Origin of the sequence: Pseudomonas sp. GXZC (genome assembly GCF_026967615.1) — a bacterium.
Taxonomy (GTDB): domain Bacteria; phylum Pseudomonadota; class Gammaproteobacteria; order Pseudomonadales; family Pseudomonadaceae; genus Aquipseudomonas; species Aquipseudomonas azotoformans_A.
The window spans coordinates 1,083,708-1,101,050 of sequence record NZ_CP114115.1; the positions used below are offsets into that span (position 1 = coordinate 1,083,708).

19 protein-coding genes are annotated in these 17,343 nt (G+C 55.8%); 2 read left to right on the forward strand and 17 right to left on the reverse strand.

Annotation, left to right across the window (positions count from 1 at the left end):
• Positions 1-11: 11 nt before the first annotated feature.
• From OZ428_RS05040 to pilM, 8 genes are all read right to left on the reverse strand, one after another.
• On the reverse strand, positions 12-293 hold the full coding sequence (locus OZ428_RS05040) for a hypothetical protein (RefSeq protein ID WP_133074734.1): 282 nt from the start codon (positions 291-293) through the stop codon (positions 12-14).
• A 65-nt stretch (positions 294-358) separates the two neighbouring features.
• On the reverse strand, positions 359-976 hold the full coding sequence (locus OZ428_RS05045; RefSeq protein WP_133074733.1) for a DUF3275 family protein: 618 nt from the start codon (positions 974-976) through the stop codon (positions 359-361).
• Between the two features lie 77 nt (positions 977-1,053).
• Positions 1,054-1,389: a hypothetical protein gene (locus tag OZ428_RS05050; RefSeq protein WP_033902860.1), complete on the reverse strand. Its 336-nt coding sequence runs from the start codon at positions 1,387-1,389 to the stop codon at positions 1,054-1,056.
• A 100-nt stretch (positions 1,390-1,489) separates the two neighbouring features.
• On the reverse strand, positions 1,490-1,939 hold the full coding sequence (locus OZ428_RS05055) for a hypothetical protein (protein WP_133074732.1): 450 nt from the start codon (positions 1,937-1,939) through the stop codon (positions 1,490-1,492).
• A 97-nt stretch (positions 1,940-2,036) separates the two neighbouring features.
• Positions 2,037-2,573, reverse strand: coding sequence for an STY4534 family ICE replication protein (locus OZ428_RS05060; protein ID WP_133074731.1), 537 nt, complete (start codon positions 2,571-2,573; stop codon positions 2,037-2,039).
• Positions 2,574-2,669: 96 nt separating this feature from the next.
• Positions 2,670-2,921, reverse strand: a complete 252-nt coding sequence (locus tag OZ428_RS05065) for a hypothetical protein (RefSeq protein WP_133074730.1) — start codon at positions 2,919-2,921, stop codon at positions 2,670-2,672.
• Between the two features lie 314 nt (positions 2,922-3,235).
• Positions 3,236-3,664 carry a hypothetical protein gene (locus OZ428_RS05070; RefSeq protein WP_133074729.1) on the reverse strand — a complete coding sequence of 143 codons (429 nt, stop codon included), beginning with the start codon at positions 3,662-3,664 and terminating at the stop codon, positions 3,236-3,238.
• A gap of 930 nt (positions 3,665-4,594) precedes the next feature.
• Positions 4,595-5,035 (reverse strand): type IV pilus biogenesis protein PilM, encoded by a 441-nt coding sequence (pilM, locus tag OZ428_RS05075; RefSeq protein WP_133074728.1) that lies wholly within the window; start codon positions 5,033-5,035, stop codon positions 4,595-4,597.
• Between the two features lie 104 nt (positions 5,036-5,139).
• Between pilM and OZ428_RS05080 the strand changes: the two genes are divergently transcribed.
• Together OZ428_RS05080 and OZ428_RS05085 are read left to right on the forward strand one after the other, a co-directional pair.
• The gene (locus OZ428_RS05080; RefSeq protein ID WP_240164036.1) at positions 5,140-5,418 is read left to right on the forward strand and encodes a helix-turn-helix domain-containing protein; all 279 of its coding nucleotides are present in this window, start codon (positions 5,140-5,142) and stop codon (positions 5,416-5,418) included.
• Positions 5,393-6,553 carry a tyrosine-type recombinase/integrase gene (locus tag OZ428_RS05085; RefSeq protein WP_133074727.1) on the forward strand — a complete coding sequence of 387 codons (1,161 nt, stop codon included), beginning with the start codon at positions 5,393-5,395 and terminating at the stop codon, positions 6,551-6,553. Before OZ428_RS05080 ends, OZ428_RS05085 begins: the two co-directional genes overlap by 26 nt.
• A gap of 644 nt (positions 6,554-7,197) precedes the next feature.
• Here the strand turns inward: OZ428_RS05085 and pilV are convergent.
• Genes pilV through pilL2 form a run of 9 tightly spaced genes read right to left on the reverse strand, consistent with a single transcriptional unit; the run spans position 7,198 to position 17,290 of the window.
• Complete coding sequence (gene pilV / locus OZ428_RS05090) at positions 7,198-8,397, reverse strand: shufflon system plasmid conjugative transfer pilus tip adhesin PilV (protein ID WP_269132830.1); 1,200 nt, start codon at positions 8,395-8,397, stop codon at positions 7,198-7,200.
• Positions 8,387-9,331: an ATPase, T2SS/T4P/T4SS family gene (locus OZ428_RS05095; protein WP_133074724.1), complete on the reverse strand. Its 945-nt coding sequence runs from the start codon at positions 9,329-9,331 to the stop codon at positions 8,387-8,389. The genes pilV and OZ428_RS05095 overlap by 11 nt, the downstream gene beginning before the upstream one ends.
• 11 nt (positions 9,332-9,342) lie before the next feature.
• Positions 9,343-9,858, reverse strand: a complete 516-nt coding sequence (locus OZ428_RS05100; protein ID WP_133074723.1) for a type 4 pilus major pilin — start codon at positions 9,856-9,858, stop codon at positions 9,343-9,345.
• Between the two features lie 22 nt (positions 9,859-9,880).
• The gene (locus OZ428_RS05105; RefSeq protein WP_133074722.1) at positions 9,881-11,047 is read right to left on the reverse strand and encodes a type II secretion system F family protein; all 1,167 of its coding nucleotides are present in this window, start codon (positions 11,045-11,047) and stop codon (positions 9,881-9,883) included.
• Positions 11,040-12,578, reverse strand: a complete 1,539-nt coding sequence (locus OZ428_RS05110; protein ID WP_133074721.1) for a GspE/PulE family protein — start codon at positions 12,576-12,578, stop codon at positions 11,040-11,042. The genes OZ428_RS05105 and OZ428_RS05110 overlap by 8 nt, the downstream gene beginning before the upstream one ends.
• Positions 12,579-12,590: 12 nt before the next feature.
• Complete coding sequence (gene pilP, locus OZ428_RS05115) at positions 12,591-13,109, reverse strand: type IV pilus biogenesis protein PilP (RefSeq protein WP_133074720.1); 519 nt, start codon at positions 13,107-13,109, stop codon at positions 12,591-12,593.
• Positions 13,099-14,436 (reverse strand): type 4b pilus protein PilO2, encoded by a 1,338-nt coding sequence (gene pilO2, locus OZ428_RS05120; protein WP_269134159.1) that lies wholly within the window; start codon positions 14,434-14,436, stop codon positions 13,099-13,101. Before pilO2 ends, pilP begins: the two co-directional genes overlap by 11 nt.
• Entirely contained in the window at positions 14,436-16,151 is a 1,716-nt protein-coding gene (gene pilN / locus OZ428_RS05125; protein WP_133074719.1) for a PilN family type IVB pilus formation outer membrane protein, read from the reverse strand. The genes pilO2 and pilN overlap by 1 nt, the downstream gene beginning before the upstream one ends.
• A complete protein-coding gene (pilL2, locus tag OZ428_RS05130; protein ID WP_133074718.1) occupies positions 16,148-17,290 on the reverse strand; it encodes a PFGI-1 class ICE element type IV pilus protein PilL2 in 1,143 nt (380 codons plus the stop codon). Before pilL2 ends, pilN begins: the two co-directional genes overlap by 4 nt.
• Between the last annotated feature and the right edge of the window lie 53 nt (positions 17,291-17,343).

Consider the following 17,343-nt stretch of genomic DNA (forward strand, 5'->3'; position numbering starts at 1 on the left):
ATCAGTGAGTGTTATTGCTTGGGAAACAGCACGACGTCCGACTTGAACGTTTTGTCGTTCGGATCAAATGAAGTCGTATCGTCATGAAACAGAGGGCTGTGCCCTGTCAGGAAGACTTTTCCCAGGTATTGGGAGCGGAGTGCCACGGCGGCATCAGCTTGTTCAGCCGTCATGTCGAGCTCTTCTATAAAGAAATCCCATAGTTCTTCATCCGTCGATACTTCGTTGTTGGCAAGTTGATCGTCGATATTGTTCAGAACTGCAGCGGTCAGGTTGCTGAAAATTGGGTTCATGTAATGCTCCTTAAATACGAAGGAGCGCCCATGAGGGAGCCCCTCAAGGGTGGGTGTTGGAACAGTTAGAAGTTTGAGAGCGTCCAGACTTGTAATTTGAAATCCAGTACGTAGCCGAGCTCGCCGAGGCGAGTGCATTGCTGACGTAAGCGCTGGCGATCAACAGTGGTGTCAAGCTTGACCGTGTCGCACAGAGGCCAGATCGTGCCGAACAGGTCGGCGTCTTGTTCTGCGCTGCTGGCCAAGCTAGGCGGCGGCATCCCAAAGGGTGCATCCTCTGCTGCAGACGATTCTCCAATGCTGCCTGCCTCTTTAGACGACGTCAGCTTCTTACGCTGCTGGAGAGGCTTTTGCAGCGCTGAAGATGACTCTTCATCAATAGGGTCCGGCTCACTCGCAGAGAGCGTGGCAGCGTCTTCCGCTGTCAACTTATCCACATCGTCCAAGCTCATGCTTTCGAGTTTTGCACGAATCTCGACGACTAGCCGACCCGATGTCGAGTAGTACGAAGGGCGAATTTCTGTGATCAGGAAATCGCCTCGGTATTTACCCTCATTGTACTGATCGAGGAGCGCGTCTTTGATGACGAACTCACCGATTGAAGTTGAAAGTCGTCCTACGTTGAAGTCGCCGTTACGGCCGCTGATGGTACGGATGGCCAGTTGGCCTGGGATGTTGATCATGTGCAGCTCCACACTGCTATGAATGAAAAAGCCCGACAAATGTCGGGCTTGGGGGAGTGCTGTGAATGCCGAAGCGGTTATGGGCAAGAAGTGTGCATTTCTTCTTTGAGTGAGATGTAGAGGTAGAAAACGCCAGGTGGCGATTCAATTCGGTCAAGTTTCAAGTCCAACCAGACTCGATCTGAGCTGTTGCCGTCAGGCAGCAGGCGATAGAGGCCGAAATGGATCAGGTCGCTGTCAGGTTGCAAATGCAGCTCTCGGTAGGCTTCCAGGACAACATCGCCCAGTCGCTGACTGATAACAGAGGCATCCTGTTGGTTTTCAATATGTACCGCTTCTTGCCAGGCCCTAGGGGTCAACACGACCGGTAGCTTGAGCAAATCAGGCGATACTAGGTGAGAAAGTTTTTTCATGGTCGACTCCAGGTGTGAAAACCACCTGGCCCATACGGGAGGTGGTTTCCCGTTGGGTGTGTATAGGGTATTAAGACGGTGATTTAGGCTTTGTATCCTGTCAGTACTCGTCGTCACATGGGCAAGAAATGTGTATCTCTTGGACTCGGAAGTCGAGGGAGAAAACGCCAGGTGACGATTCATTTCGGTCAAGTCTCACGTCCAACAAGACTTGATCTGAACTGCCGTCAGGCAGCATCCGACACTCCTCGTCAGGCCCAAGCGCGAGTAGCTGCACTTCTTCTGCTATCAGGAACCCTTCTTCTTCAGTCAAGCGTGAACAAACTCTGCCATTAATGGCCGCGTGTACTCCCTTATCCCAAGCTCGATTGAGCGAGGGAACGGTCTTGAACAACTCGGGTACGTTGGGCAGGCCGGCGCGGTATGCGTCTGCGCCTAGGATTTGAGCCTCGATCACATAGATAATCTGATCAATCTTATTTTCAAAGATCACTGCTTTTGCATAAGCAACGCGTATGTCAAGAGCTTGTGTAAATAACGTGTTCATCATGGTGAGTCTCCAATGTATGAGAATCACCGTACCCAGAAGGGAGGTGTTCCCTTCGGATGATGAAAGGCACCCGAAGGGTGCCTTGCAACAGAGTGAATCAAGATGCCTTACGCTGCCGTTTAGCAGGCGTTGGCTCCAGTTGTTCCTCCGCAACTGGCTCGATTGCTTCTTCGCTTTCGAGTGGTGCTTCAGATTTCGCTTCGCCTTGTTCAGCAACTGTTTCAACTTCACGAGGCTTGGCTTCATAAACGGTTTGCCCGTCTACCTTGATCCAGCCGATAAACAAAAGTCGTCCTTTGAGGCTTGCTCCAGGTTGGCCCTTTTTATCGCCTTTCTCATAGGTAAAAGCATCGGTCCAGATATCGCCGATACGGAAGCTCACAAGGACCTTCTTTCCTGCTTCAACGGCCGCTTGGCTGCGACGAATCAGCTTTTCAGCTTCGGCGCCGACAATGTTGCAGTCGATGTAGGAGTACTCGGCTTCATCTGTAGAACCGCGCAGCGCCGCAACGGTGACAGCCATGAATGGCTTGCCCTTGCCGCGAGGTTTCACTTCACGGATACGGTTGAGGTAACCGATACCAGTGGTGTGAAGATCGAAGAATTTTGCTTCGTTGGTTTGAGTAGTGCTCATGATGATTCTCCAGTTTCGAAATAACAGAAAGCGGAGAAACACTTCGCCCTTGGGGGAAAGTATTCCCCGCGAGGGTGATGAAGCTAAAGGGTTTGTTTAGTGCAGGAATTTCATGGCAGCAATCAGCACACCAGTGGTAGCTGACAACATGACGCCCATGCGAATAGTGAGTTTTACTTCGAGCTGAGATATTTCAGTTTTCAGCTCAGCAGTAAGGGCGGTCAAATCTGCTTTGGTAGCCAAACGTGAAAGCATGTCGGTCTCCAGAGCTTCAATGACAGCGTTAGCTTTCTGTTCCGGGACGTTGATCGAGATCAGCGCTTGGTAGAGAGCCAGTTCGGTTTTCATCAGACCTCCAAAAAATTGAGAGGCCTGCCCTGACGGGGTAGGCCCGTCATGGGTGGGAAAGGTGCTTCCATCGACTGAGTCGACTGATCGCGCTACCGGAAGCTATGGCGATCTTGGGAGTGGATCAATGCGGTAAACCGCATCGTAGTCTTTCGGATCCAGACTACATGGGCATGTTGCTGACGACGTCAGCGATACATGCACACAGAATGGAAAACGACGTTGTAGGTTGTCAAGTCTTTGGTGAAAAAAGTCTTTGGCTGAGAAGAACCTCCCCCGTGGGGAAGGTTCCCGACGGGGTGGAGGGGCTGAGATCAGTTGCCGAGTGCGCGGAACTGTTCATCGGTTATGCCGCATTCCATGGCACGGCGATAGTCAGAGAACCGGTCAGGAATGGGGATGAGCTCAACGAGTTTCATCTCAACGCCCGGAGTGCTTTCTACTGGAGACGCCTGTTTTCCAGGCGTTCTGGGTTTGCGCTGACGCGCCGGTTTCTTCAACGCCACCACACGGGTGTTGGCTTCGTACCAAGAGTTGAGATCGACACCCTTCAGGCGAACGATTGCGGGAACCTGGCGCATGGTCTCGAGGACCTGGCCGGATGGGTGAGGAGCCGCCTGCAGCAATTGCGTGGCTATGAGAGGGCTGGCGGGTGCTGTGTGCTTGGGGCTTTTCATCACCCGAAGAAATCCACGGGCGACAGCACCGAGGGTGTAACCAACGTTATAGCTGAGTGTGGACATGGTGTTTCTCCTGCAGGTTGAGATGCGGAGAAAGCACTGGCCCTGTCGGGGAAGTGATTCCCCGCGAGGTGAGTAACATCAGATGCTTCTATCGACGATTGTCGACCGACCGCGCTACCAGAAGCTCAGCGGTCTTGGGCGAATCAACACGATTGACGTGTCGCAACCTTAAAGATCCTGGTTGCCTGGGCATGATGCTGACGACGTCAGCAAAACACGTCCATATCATCGAAGGGGGATAGTGATGTGTCAAGCGGGGAGGGGAAATTTGGGGAGGGCAAAAACAGATTTAACACCGCAGGAGAAACTACCGAGAGCAGCTGGGTAAACAGTCGCCCTCGGTTGTAGTTAGACACGTCTTTCAGAAAAAAAATGCCACCTGTGTGGAGATAAAGGCGTCATCGATCCCTGGGCTGTGATCTGTACGTCTCACTTCCTACACCTGGCCGATTATCGTGGCTGAGGCCAGCAAACATAAGGCACGCATCCGCGCACAAAGGGAGCCCTGCGTTTCGCCGGCGGGCCACCGGCAGGGAAAAGCAGCTACCAAAGGGTAGCCTGATAATCCTTCACAAGATCATCAGGCTACCCATTGTGTGAGCTTTAAAAAATGTGGGCCACAACACCAGTGTGGCCCTGAGATTACTGTGCTTCGAACCTCAACAAAGCCCTATGTGCCTTTGAACTCGCAATTCACGAGTTAGACGGCTGCGTGTCTGGCTTGAACAGGGAGACACAGGGAGAGCTTTGAACCAGATCCGCACGCCCTTCCCGGAGCTCAGCGTGCTTTGGGGTTGGTAATGTGGCAAGCCGCATCACCGGGCGCTACTGATGACCGCCAGTAGCCAACGGGGTGGAAACGTTTGTTGCGTGCATTATGTTGATAGGCTGGGGCATATGCAACAGAGCGAATGCGGAACTGAGCTATGGTCAGTTGACGGCGACGATTGCACCTTCTGGTACTGGCGCTGGAACCGCAATTTCCATGATTCCTCCCTTCGGTGAGAAAAGCTGGCCGGATCTCTTTACCCCGACGGTCGCAGACTCAGTGCGATCGGTTAGTGCGGAAGGCAGCCCTGCAGGAACTCCGCCGGCGATGTAGGTGTATGACACTCCATCGGCGACATACGTGTTGATCCCGTCCAGCTTGGTATACCAGTTGGGAAGGTTTAGAGACGCCTCTGACGGCGCGCCAGTGAACCCAGGATTGGCCCGGGCATACTCCGCTGCGGCCGAGCGGTAGACGAGCATACTCCGGCTGAGGGCATCGATCGTGGCTTGCTCAGACACAGTCTCGTCGCTGTGCTGCACCTGGGAAAAGATGCCTCCTGCCACGATCAGCAGGGTCATAGCGATCCAGTAGATGTACATGAAGAAATCCTAGGGTATGAGCGTTGTTGACTATAGTCAGCTGACGATTATAGTCAACAAGCCGAAAATTCTGACCTTTGATCTCGTGATCTCGGGTTGGACTTTTGAAATTACAACCAGATTCTTCGAAAAAGCACAATCATGCATTCGGCATGGTGTTGGCTGAGCGGCGCATTGCTCGGGGCATCTCGCAAGAAAAGCTGAGTTTCGAAGCTGGTGTAGATAGGTCGTACATCAGTCTGCTTGAGCGTGGCCACAAATCTCCAACCCTCGATACCGTTTTCAACCTTTGCCGCGCATTGGAAATCCGATTCGACCAGCTGGCCAGGCTGCTGCAGGCCAAACTGGAAGAGTTGAATGACCCAGGACATGACGCTCGCTGAAGGCTTGACCCTTTATCGACAGAAAGTCTCCGTGCTGAAGAAAGGCTTTGTACAAGAAAGTTACCGTATCTCTAGTCTGCTCAAATCCAAGTACGCAGCCAAGAGCATGCGTGAGTTTCGGAGTCCGGATATCGCGAATCTCCGCGACGAGCGTCTCTCGCAGACCAACCCCAAAACGGGTTCACTAATTTCACCATCGACGGTGCGCCTGGAGATGTCGTTGCTGTCGAACGTTTTCGACATAGGCCGGATCGAGTGGGGGGTGTGCGAGTCGAACCCAGTCTTGAACGTGCGTAAGCCGAAAGCAGCACCTGGTCGTGATCGGCGGTTAACCGCCCGTGAGGAGCGCCAGATCATGCGTTATTGTCACGCGCATCCCACACCGGACCTCTACGTCCTAGTCGTCCTTGCGATCGAGACTGCTATGCGCCAGGGGGAACTGTTAAAGCTTGAGTGGGAGCACATCAGCTTACAGAGGCGAATCGCTCACCTCCCCGATACCAAAAACGGATCGAAGCGGGACGTGCCCCTCAGCCTCAAGGCTCGTGATGTGTTGATCCATATCGGTGCACGGACAAAAGGCAAGGTGTTCGGTTATACCGCCAATGGCTTGAAATCGGCCTGGCGCATCATGCTCCAGCGGCTGGACATTAAAGATCTTCACTTTCACGACCTAAGACATGAAGCCTGCTCGCGCCTGTTTGAGCTTGGCACGCTTGACATCATGGAAATTGCTGCGATCAGTGGGCACAAGAGCCTCTCGATGTTGAAGAGGTACACCCACTTGAAAGCGTCCAGGTTGGTCAAGAAGCTTGAGGGTAATAAACATCGTGGCCAGCAGGTGATCATCAATCATCTGGTTCCGTATCCTGCAGTAGTTTTGAAAACACCTAACGGTGTCACCGTGCGAGTTCTCGACTTCAATGGTGTACAAGGCGCTGGGAGCACTGCGGAGTCAGCGACGCGGGTGGCGCAAGATGCGCTGCTACGGCATCTGATGTTGTCGTTGCGGGACAAGGAGCCTATTCCAGCCCCTGATCAGTATTTGGAGCAGGTAAACGAGGGCGACATAATCATGTTGGACCCGTTGAGCCAGAACTGCATCTTAGAAAGGGGTCACACTTTTTTGCGGTGAATAGGTGATGCCTAGAGATTGCCCTGACCAGCTAGGCTGGGCATTTCGGGAGATCCTATTGCCAATCCGGTGTGTGGCGTTCAAGCGTTGGCGGAAAAGTTTTAACTGGCTTTATTACTCACGGCCAACAAATACCGCTGCCAACTGGTAGCGCAGCTGGAAGTTGTACTTGGTCAGCATCAGACGCAGCTAATCCACACCCAGCTGCTCGGCCAGACTACGCTGGTGGCAATTATGCTTATGCCGATGCAAACAGAGTCGTCACATGTGGCTTTTATGATAAAGGAGCATTTAATATCGGGGGCACCTGCAGTTACATAATCGCCTGTAACTAGCCCTGATTGCTCATTGCCAATCCGGCGTGTGGAAAAATAACGGTTCCGGAAACTTCAAAGGTACCTACATTTACGGAACCTTTGATGGTGGATGCAGGCAAGGTAATCCGCTCACAGGCAGTTGTAGTTGCCCCACAGGCTCATCAGGGTATCTGTCAGGCCAAGCGTTTCAGTGGTCTCAGTGGGACGCGACAATTGTTGGTTGTTATTTACTTAATTAACCCAGCTTTGCCAAATCCGGTTTTCAGCTGCAAACAAAAGCCATAGGGTTTCGCCCTATGGCTTTGTGCTTTGTGGATACCTGTAACTTTAGTCGGGACGATAACAGCTGTAAGCAGCGCAAGGGTTGCAGCCTCCAATTGCGATGGCAAACGCGCCGCTTGCGTTGTAACCAGTGGGGCAACTGCACGAGCCTGTATATGGATTTGAACCGGCGCAACCACCAGACGCCCAGGAGGCAGTCCAAAATGAACCACCCCAGCGGTCTTTGCCACCAGACCCTTTCCACACACCGGATTGGCAAGAAGGTGTGAGGCACTGGCAGGTCAGGGGCGCGCCCATGTTGTTTTTCGACTGGATACCGATCTTCGGGCAGGCCTGTCCTTCGACTGCGGTGCTGTCGATGTCCAGGTATTCCCCAACTGTGACTCGTCCATCCGCCTGGAGCGTGCCTCCGCGGATCTTCCCACCGGTCAATAGACCCTTGTTGTTAAGGACTCTGACCCAGTCAGCATCGGACTGATAGATGCCGCCCCCCCACTTCTCGTTCACCCAGCCGGTGTCGTTCTGGCTTCTGAACCAGCCGTCCTTACTGGTGATGTCGTTCGTCGCGGTGACGGTGTGAGCGTTGTTGATGTCGTTGCCACCCATATCAATAGCGGTATTCATCCGGTTGTACTCAGGATGGCCTGGTACAGCGTTGCGGTAGAGGTAGTCGTTGGCCAGGTCGCCGTCCATCAAGAAAAGCGCGCTCGCCGTATGTCCCTGGCCAGGGTTAATGCCGTAGTTGCTAAGGGCGACTTCCCATCCACCACGCACTCCCTGAATGACTCCGGGCTTTAGTGACGAAATAAAGCCGCCCGGTCCGCCAAGGTGCTCAGCGATGGTGCGAATGCCCAGCTCAGGGATGACCTGGCCACCGGTGGTCACCACAACGGCCTCGAGCTGATTAGCATTCAGGCGTCTGGCCAGACCAACGATGGTCTGGCCGAAGCTGTTGGTTGAGCTGAAGCCCGCCGGCAGATATTTGGCGTTCTGCATCATGTCCACGGTGACCTGCACGGGCGTGGTCGGGCCGGCGTTGTTGAGCACCACTGAGTAGTTGTCTTTCAGGTATTTGGCAAAGGCATCTGCCGCAGTCCGCTGATGTTCGGCGGCGATCCTGTAGTCCTGCTGGTTTCCCAAACTGAACATCCACCAGCCTGCGAGAGAGAGCATGATGCTCAGCACGATCAGGCCGAACATTGCGTCGATGGTAAAAAAGCCAGCTTGCCCGCGTTTACTGGCCATGCCAGAGACTCCTATTCGATTGTGTGACAACGTCTTGCTCGATCATCTGAAGATGCCCGCTGCGGATCTTCTCGCGGATGGACGGAGCGTCTTCCTGGGTAAGCAAGAGAGTTTGGAGCGTCAGCCGCGGTTGTCCGTGGTCGGGGCGCAGCAGGGTTTGGTGAATCACCGCCGTCAGCCCTTGGGATAGCACCTCCATTGCATTGGGCATAACAGGCTCGGCGAGCACGGCCAGACGTTTGATGGCCCCTCCTATGCTGCCAGCGTGTCCGGTAGAAAAAATGAGATGGCCGTTGATGGAAGCCTTGATGACCTCAACCGCTGTAGCTGTGTCCCGCACTTCGCCGACCAGGATGAGGTCAGCGCGCGTGCGAAGGGCACGGATCAGCGTTTCTGAGTAACCGCCCTGGATGCGGGAGACTGGCAACTGGATGCAACGGCCCGGGCCATGCTCGCCCTGCAGGAGAGTTTCTGGCGGATCCTCGACCGTCAGGCCAAGGCCTCCAAGTGACGTCAGGCGAGCCTTTGCCGCCGAGGCTGCGCTGCTGGTCTTCCCCGTCCCCATCTCTCCAGCGAAATACACGAGGCCTCTGGTTTCCTCTGCGAGCAGGCACTCGTAGATATGATCCGGTAACCCAAGATCCTCGAGGGGCATGATGGTTGCTCTTGAGCGGTTCAGTACAAAAAACGGCTTGGTGAAGACATCCAGGTTGTACGTCACCCGCAAGAGCACTCGCTCCTCCAGTACGAGGGCGAACTCAGGCTCACGGGTCGTTTCGTACTGATGCAGACACTGTGCCCGAAGCTCCTGAATCTCGGTCAACCATTCCGCAGGAGCGGTGACCTTGCGAGGCTGGCCGGCCAGCCCCTTCACATCGGCAAAGTCGTGGCCAAGGTAGAGGTCCACGAAATCAGCAGCTGCAATCAAGCTCACGCTGTCGCCCTTCAGTAAGTGGTCCAGGAGATCGAGTTCATGTCGTTGGAGCAGCTTGTTGTTGCGGCGGCGGGAAGGACCTCGCCGCTGGTTGCCGAACCACCGTTGATGGCGGTGGTGGTCTGCTTGTCCTTGGCGATCTTGGTGGTCAGCGTGATGCAGGCCGCTTTGGGCACGTTGCTTTCGGAGAGAGTGAAGGTCATACCATTGCTCAAAAGCGTTACGGCGCCATTCCACTGATTCGTCAGGTTGGTACCCGAAACGCCCATGGAACCAGTACCGTCAATGGCGATTAGAGATGGGACCAGGTTGGTCCCGGAAGTGCCGTATCCAGACGACCCCTTGAGCTTTTTTGCGTTGGTGATAATGGTGGTGATATTGCTCTGTTCTATAGCGGCATCAGAGCTGCCGAGCATCTTGTAGCCGATCCAGGCGATGAAGCCCAAGGCGATGGTGATGAGCATGATCCACATCACGCCGTCGATGGATAGGAAGCCACGTTGGTTTTTAGGGGTAGAGAGTGTCATTGGTTGCCTCGGAGCTGTTTGCTTAGTGTTGAATTGAGTCCATCAGGCCGATGGCGAGCTGGAAGATGCCGACCATCACGAAAATCATGAGCAGGCCCATGATTACTGCGGATATTGCTGTGAGGGACGTTGAAATCGCTTCCACGCGCTTGAGCATCTGCTCGAGCCAACGATTGGCAAACCGCTCCATCGACGTGGCAAAGCTCTGTCGGGTGGCCAAGACCTGTAGGAAGTGGATGGCCATCTGGTCAGGGAACTGGTGTCCGGCCAACTTGAGCGCAGTGCCGAAATCTTTACCCGAGCTGACGCCGTAGTTGATAGCTTCGATCCTTTCTCGCAGCCAGGGGGAGGCGCTTCGGCTGAGGATACTGAGTGCACTTAGCTGGCCGACGCCGGCGCGGAGCATCACTGACATGTTCAGCAGGAAGATCGAGCCATGCAGGACTTTGTAGATTGACCAGGGTGGAATGCTCTCGAGTCGCATCCTGGTGGTCTGCAGCACCAGGCTGAGCTTTGTTTTCCATATCGGGCTGTCTGGTCGAACCTGCAAGCCGCAAAAGTATGGAAGCGTCACGAAAGAGACGACGATCAAGGTCAGCACGACCGCTACAATCAGCAGACCGTAGTGTGTGACCAGGTTTGAAAGGGCGTACAGCAGACTGGGGATGCCGGTCCACAGCTCTGGGTTTTGGCGCTGAGCCATCGACGGCACCATCCAGGTGGCGATGACATACAACAGTGCCCCCATGAGGCTCCAGGTGATCGAAGGAAGCGCTACGACCGAGATGACCAAGCGAGCTATGCGTTGGCGAGCCTCGATGAGCCGGACGCAATCCCGGAATGCTCCTACCAGGTTGCCGGTTTTCTCCCCGGTCTCGACCAGGGAGGCCTCGTCATATGGCAAGTGGCTCCTGCAGGCGTCCGCCAAAGATTTCCCTCCACGCACGAGCATCGCCACCTGACCACAAATGACCGACACAGGATGCATCGCTTTGCCGTCGCCGCTAAATGCCTTCGCAACGGTCTCCAGCGCTTCCTCGATCGCAATCCCGTCCTCGAGCACGCCCATCAGACTCTCGTAGAACTGGATTCGCTCGTTCTTCCCAAACTGCTTGGCGTAGAAGGTGACAACCCATCCCTGGGCAGCCTCCCGTACGCCTGTCCAGAAGTCCTGAATCAACTCAAACATCGGATTGCTCCATCAGTTGCCTGTCGAAGTCGAGGGGGCCCGCAAAGAGCTCGGCATCGCGTGGATCCACGATTCCTTCGGAGATCTTCATGATCGCGTGGGTGATCTTGGTGATCCCGCCCATCTCCTTCACCCAGTACCTGCGCGCAGCGCTCGCACCTCGCTTGGTGAACGTATCCATGAGCTTGACGCTGGTCAGCAATGTTTCAGCGATGACAGTGCGATCGACAACGCCGAGATTTCTGCACTGGCTGCAGCCATCACCGACGAGGTTGACCTGGTCGACGATCTGCAACTGCTCCAGTCGGGCGAAAAGATCGCTGCTGATGCTGTGTTTGTGGTTCTTCAGTGGAACTCGGCAAGCGGGGCAGAGAACCGGCACCAACGACTGGTTCACGATTCCCGTGGTCAGCAGTGGGTCGGTGACCAGGTAATCAGCTACACCCATATCAATCAAACGTTGGATGGAGGCGATCGCGTTGTTGGTGTGTAGCGTCGACCAGCTCTGGTGACCGGTCATGGCACCGGTATATGCGGCCTGGGCGGATGCTAAGTCGCGCAGCTCGCCGTACATGAGGACATCGGGGTCAAGGCGTACCGCGTTGGTAATACCGTCACCCCAAGTCTCGCCGGCATAGATCGGTGACTGGTTTGCCTTGAGCGGATACTCCGGTGGATGCTCGAGCGTGAGTATGTGTCGGGAGCCACCGGTTTCGTCGTACAGCTCGTTCAGATTGACCTGAAGGGTCTTGGATTTACCGGAGCCTGTTGGCCCAGTGATAAGGTTTAGCCCGTAGGGAAGGCTTCGCAGTCTCCTGAAGTGCTCGGTCTGCTGAGGCAGAAAACCTAGTTCCGCGAAGCTTTGCTTGGACGTGTCGTCGTACAGCAAACGCATCACCATCAGCGGGCCATCCACCAGTGGCCGAGTTGCGACCCGAGCACCATACAGACCCAACTGGTCGACGAATTTTCGGCTGACCCTCGCATCCTGAGCAATGTGAGGCTGGTAGTAATCGCCCGAGACATCGCACATGCTGTTGTAGAGTGCAGCGCAGAATTCACGACCTACGTCGCTCTTCTCCTGACGGACCTCCTGTAGGACGCCGAAGAGCCGGTACTTGATTCGAGTGACATCGTGCGAAACGACAATGTGAATGTCACTGGCGCCGCGGCGGTGGGCGTCTCCCATGAACTCCACAACCTGAGCTTGGCGTTGAGTCTCGACAAGTGACTTCACGCCCGTCGACGCCGAGGCCTGGTACAGCGCTTTGATCTCCGTCATCGATGCAGAGATGACCTCGAAGTTGATCCCCTTGTGGTCCAGCTGGTCCATGAATGACATGACATAGGGGTCGCGGACGTGCTGGGGAGAGATGTACAGCTTCCCATCGGCTGTCAGAGCAAGGACTTGGCGCAAGTCATCTTTTATTGGATGAGGGCCATCTGGCCCGGTCAGCAACGCCACTGGCAGCGCTGCCAACGCCAAATCGACAGGCTCAAGGTCAACTGGCACTGTGGATAGCTCGGTCATGGTCAATGCTCCTCAGGGTTGCCCGGGCATAAGGCCCGGCAGGCTCTGTTGTGGTTGAATCATCACTCGGTTACCGAATCCCAGGGGGTATCGCTTCCCTTCCTTGCTCAGCACCACCCCATCGAGCGTGATCTGTTGAACCCGGAAACCGTTTGGTAACTCGCTTCCCGGCTTGGCATCGACCTCGCTGCCGTCGCCGTAAATCAGGCTTGCCCGTAATTTCTGTCCGGAGCCGCTGATTTCTTTCACCACCGGTAAGGCCAATAGGCGCGGTCCCGGGGCGGTTGCGGTGATGGTGGGAGTGAGCCCAGTAGTAGGGAACTGCCCCACTGGTTGGGGGGCGTTAGGTATTGTGCCGTTTGCCTCGAGCTCGGCTTTGGTGCGCTCGGCCTGAGCCTTGAACAGGATGGTTTCGCTCTGCACCTTTCCGAGTTCGCCGACACTAATGCCTGAGAGGTCTGGGACGGCAGCAAGGGCACTGGTGAACGGCAACCAGCAGGCCAGGAATAAAACACTGGGGTTATTTCGCATACAGGACTCCTATGACCGACCAGATCAGGTGGTCAGCCTTGTACTCGGTCTTGATCTCCTGCAGGCGCAATCCCTGGGTCGGGGCGCCATTGAAGGAGTCATAAGGCAGAACGCCAGTAGTGTAGGAAAGCTGGTACTGCTTCCACTGAGGTGGCGGGGGGGGAGGTGGTGCCGGCTGGCCTGGCAGAACCGGCTCCTGTGGAATAACCACCGGCATGGATTGCAACTGCGGCTCCTGAGAGAAACTGTGGAACCAGCTGGTCAGATTCTCTAGAGCGTCCTTGGCCTCGACCAATGCATCATCACCTGCGGCGTCAATGGAAATGTCGAACTTCAGGATCCCGGACTTAGCCTGGTCGGTGAAATCCGGGCGTGTGGAAAAGAGCTCCCCGACGGCCGTCGTGAAGTCATTAGCAGTGCTGTTACCAGCTCGGTCGTAGGTCGCGATGATTTGAGAACCGTTGCACTGGGCTTTATTGATGGGCCAGCCCTGAATATTCAGGGGCAACTGGTACATCACATGGCTGCAGACCGCTACGAAGTCGGTGACCGAGGGTTGTTTCGCCCAGGGGTGCTCCAGCGCCTGGAGGGGTTGCTCTGTACCTGTTTGCCTCTTCAGCTCGGCCAGCTCCTCGAGGCGCTTCTTCTCCGCCTCGATGGCAGCTTGACGCGCGATCTCTGCCTGATGTGATTTCCATTGTGACCAGGCCAGTAGGCCACCACCGATCAAAAGGAACACCAGAAGCAGCTGGGCCAGCTCAGGCTTGGACATACCAAACACGAGTGGACGCAGCCGATACTCGCGCTTGAGCCTCGACGGGTGGAGTAACTCATCGATGTCGATGAGCTCGCCACCCATGGCAAACTCGGTCGGTAAGAACTCTCGCTCGAACTGGATGCCGCGACTGCGTTGCTGCAACACCCGTTTACGGACCTCTGCTGCCGTGGCAATCAGGTCGCAACCCGGGATGATCCTGCCCTCATGGACAGCAACGATGGCATATCGATCTTGATCGGCGTCCACGGCCCAGGCAGCAATCCACGAATCACCGAGCTGGCCAGCCAAGGTCGCAGCCAAGGAGTACATGCCTTTGTGAACGTCAGAGGAGCGAGAGACAAAGCCCGCCTGGATCATTAGTGACGTTCTTCGGATAGCCACGATGTCCAGGCCGTGCTCATGACCATACTGACGGGCTTCCTTCATGTAACTGGTCATGTTGCCCAGCGGAATCCAGAGCATACCTGTAACGAAGACTCGGCCGCGGTGCTGGATGATTTGCACCCGGCTGGAAGATTTTGGGGCTTCCGTTGTCATGTTTTTGACCATCACAGGCTGTCCGGGAGCACGATCGGTGTGACCAGTACCACCAGGGCGCTGCGTGACGTCGAACGCGTACTGCTGCCGCCCAAACCGAAAAAGCCCGGGCTGCCTAGGCCTGACTTGCGTGCGTCATCCCCGTTCTCGTCGAACCCGGTGAGGATCAGTGTTTCACCGCTGCGCAGGCGGACCTTTGGCGCAACGTTCTTGGTGTCGTAGTCGGTGGTCTGGACCTTGGAGTTGTTGCTCTCGAAGTCCTTGAAGATTGGCTTGCTGCTGATGCTGAGAGTGATCATCAGCAACATGTTTTCTTTGTCCAGAAGCTTGGGGAGCAACATCATGTTGAAGCCGCTGGTGATGGTTGCCGGTGTAAGTGCTGTGCTCGAACCTACCGATGCGGTGGTGGTGGTCGAGCTGGAGGCGACATAGCTTTGGACGTTACCAATCTGGATCGGTGCCGGCTGCAGGTTCAGCGTGGTCACCGACGGCGAACGCACTTCAGAGACGCGGCCTTGCTCTGATAACGCTTGGACAACGGCCTTGGAGCCTGCCCATGGTGAGCTGGAAGTATCGAGGATGCTGCCGCTGGCTGAGATCGCCTCAGAGCTGATGCCTGCGACAGTGTTGCTTAGGCCGAAACCCCAATTTCCAGAGATGGACTTGTACACTGCGCTCCAGTTGACCGCCGTCTGGTCCCTGTCGCTGAAGTTCACCTCGTACACCTTAACGTTGAATAGGACCTGCCGGGTGATGCTGCGGTTGGTTTCTTTCAGATAGGCCGAGATCCGATTCAGCACCTCCGGGCGGTCGCTAACGGTGAGTGTCCCAGTTGAGCGAGAGAGATAGAGCCGTCCTGGCGGCTGCATGCTGAGCATGGCTTTGACGTTGCTCTCGATGTCGCTCATTAGCGAGGTATTGTAAGTGGACTTTGTGCTCTGGTTGCTGCCGGACTCACCGGTAGCTCCCCCCGAAGAGGTTGAGGAGCCCGAAGATCCATTGCCCGTAGAGGTCAGCAGGCCAGATTTGACAGTGCTCTCGATCTCCAACTTGTCACCGAACGTCCATACATCGAAGGTTCTGGTGTCGAAATAGGTGACACGCACGCCCTGCAGCTCGGGGTCGAAGTGCCACGACAGCCCCAGGCGGGAGGTGGACTGGTTCAGCAACCCCGAAACATTGCCGTTATAGTTCAGACCGGAGATCAGCCCGCCGCCGCTGAGGCCCAGGTCAAATGAGCTTGCGCTTCCAGGTATGGTCCCTGCCAGGCCGCTTGGCAGTAGGCCAGCCAGGCTGTCAGGATCCGGTGAGGCCGGGGTTGCTACCCGCGTTGCACCGCTGGAGGGTTTCGAAGAAAGAATCCCTGGGTTAAGAGCATCCGGCGCGACTACCACCTGCAGGCCAGTTTCATTGGTTATGAGCTGAGCTACGTCAGCAATAGACACAGGGCCCGCCGGGCGGTACGAGATGTTACGGTCCAGGTTGAACGGCAGTCCGCGTCTGGTGATCAGCGGCTCGGTAGAAACCCAAGGTTTATTACTGAAAACAACCGTGGCGCGGTTCTGGTGCGGCTGCTGGCTCTGTAGGAGTCTGGTGTATTGGTCAGCCGTTTGGCCTTGGACCTCAGCTCGGTCGAAGGACTCATTGACACGCTGCACAGCACAGCTGCTTACCAAGGCTAGGGCCATCGACGTCAGTGCCCAGTGGGCCCATTTGAACTTGATCATTTCTTCTTCCTCTCAGCGACGTACAAGACGCTCTGGGAGCCTTCGCTACCGTTGACTACGAAGGATCGCGGGGCATTGTCGTAGAGCGGGAACAGCTGCTCGATGGCTTCCTGAAACGAGCCCTCAAAGTGCAGTGGTGCCTTGATGGGGTAATTGAGATCCTCCTGGGCCCAAATCACTCGCCACCGGGCTTTCTTGGCCCATTCCTCAACGCTATCGCGCAGAGTTGACCCAACTTCGGCCGTCCATACCTGGGGCAGCGGCCGGGTGGAGGGAATGGGTTTGACCTCGATGGCCGGGGCCGCTACCGCAGTAGTCGTGACGGCTTTAGCTAGCTTGGATGTCGCGAGCTGGTTGGGCACGCTCGATGCCGAGGACGTGGCTGCTATCAAAGGTTTGGCTGCAGCAGTAGGTGTCACAACAGGAATAGGGCCATCCTTGGCAGGTGCCACTAGAGGAAGCACGGTGGTAGCTGGTAAAGGCTCTGCAACAGCGGATGTAGATGTGGAGATCGGGGCCGATGCAGGTATAGCGGCGACGACGACACCCTGTGTCGAGGCCGGGGCAGTGGAGTTGGTGGATGCAGAAACCTGCGACTTATCGGCATAGAGCTTGCCCGCCGGCGACGCTGGGGTTGGTAATTGATAGCCTGGGCGCAGCACGTAGCAAACCTGGCGGTTGACCTCGTCGACCTTCACTTGCCACGCCGGACCCGCGAGTACCTGCAAGGTGTTACGCAATGTCATGGGACCGAGCTTGTATTGGGCTGCAGGCAAGGGACGGGTATACAGGATATTGACGTGACCAGTTTCGGCCGAGCACAGCGAATAACCTGAACGGTCCACTACGTACTGCATGGCATCGCGCACATTGGGGTGCATGTTGGCAGGAATGCTGATGTCAATGATCTGAGCCATCAGGTCACGCTGACCCGAGTCAGGCAAGGTACTGACCAGGGTGTAACGACCGTAGCGCACGACCGGTTCCTTTTCAGGCACGGCGCCGCTGGGGTAGAGGTCCGGCGTCAACATATCCGGATTACGGCTGCTATCAAACGCCGGCTTTGGCGTCTGTGGCGTGTGGGTTGCGCAACTGGCGACGAGCGCGAGCAGGGAGAGAGTGGTGAAGTGCCTGATCATGTGCCGAAAGGCCCCCTTTGATGATGGAGGCACAGTGACAGCCAGTCATTGAC